Annotated in this window: 1 protein-coding gene; it reads left to right on the forward strand. The window is 63.1% G+C overall.

All coding sequences use genetic code 11. The features are described from left to right. Positions 1-455: transposase (locus GWC77_RS28375; protein ID WP_173262962.1), on the forward strand; the 455-nt coding region annotated here is incomplete at both ends.

A 455-nucleotide genomic window follows, 5' to 3' on the forward strand; every position in this document is an offset into this window, starting at 1 on the left:
TCGTCGACAGCAGCGGCATGAGCTTTGGTCGGGCCAGTGAATGGCATCGGCAAAAGTACGGCCGCGAGGCAAGCCGCACGCCGTGGCGCAAGCTGCACCTGTCGATTGATGCGCAGCTGAATGTCCACCAGATTGCGATCACCGAGGACAACGTCTCCGACGAGGCGGGTCTGAATGCGCTGCTGGCAGTCGACGCGAACGTGGACTGCGTGATCGCCGACGGCGCGTACTACAGTATTGCGCAGACCGGGGCGTGGGCAGCCTGTGGCGTGCTGCCGGTGATTCCCCCACCGGCCAATGCGGTCGTTCACCATCAACCGGCGACGCGCTGGCACGATCATCTCGTTCAGTACATCAAGGACAAGGGCATCCATGCGTTCCGGAACAAATACGGCTATGGCCAGCGCGCGCTGGTCGAGGCACAGATCTCGCGCATTAAGCGCTGCATCGGCGCG

It is taken from the genome of Paraburkholderia sp. NMBU_R16, from assembly GCF_013282575.1.
GTDB lineage: Bacteria > Pseudomonadota > Gammaproteobacteria > Burkholderiales > Burkholderiaceae > Trinickia.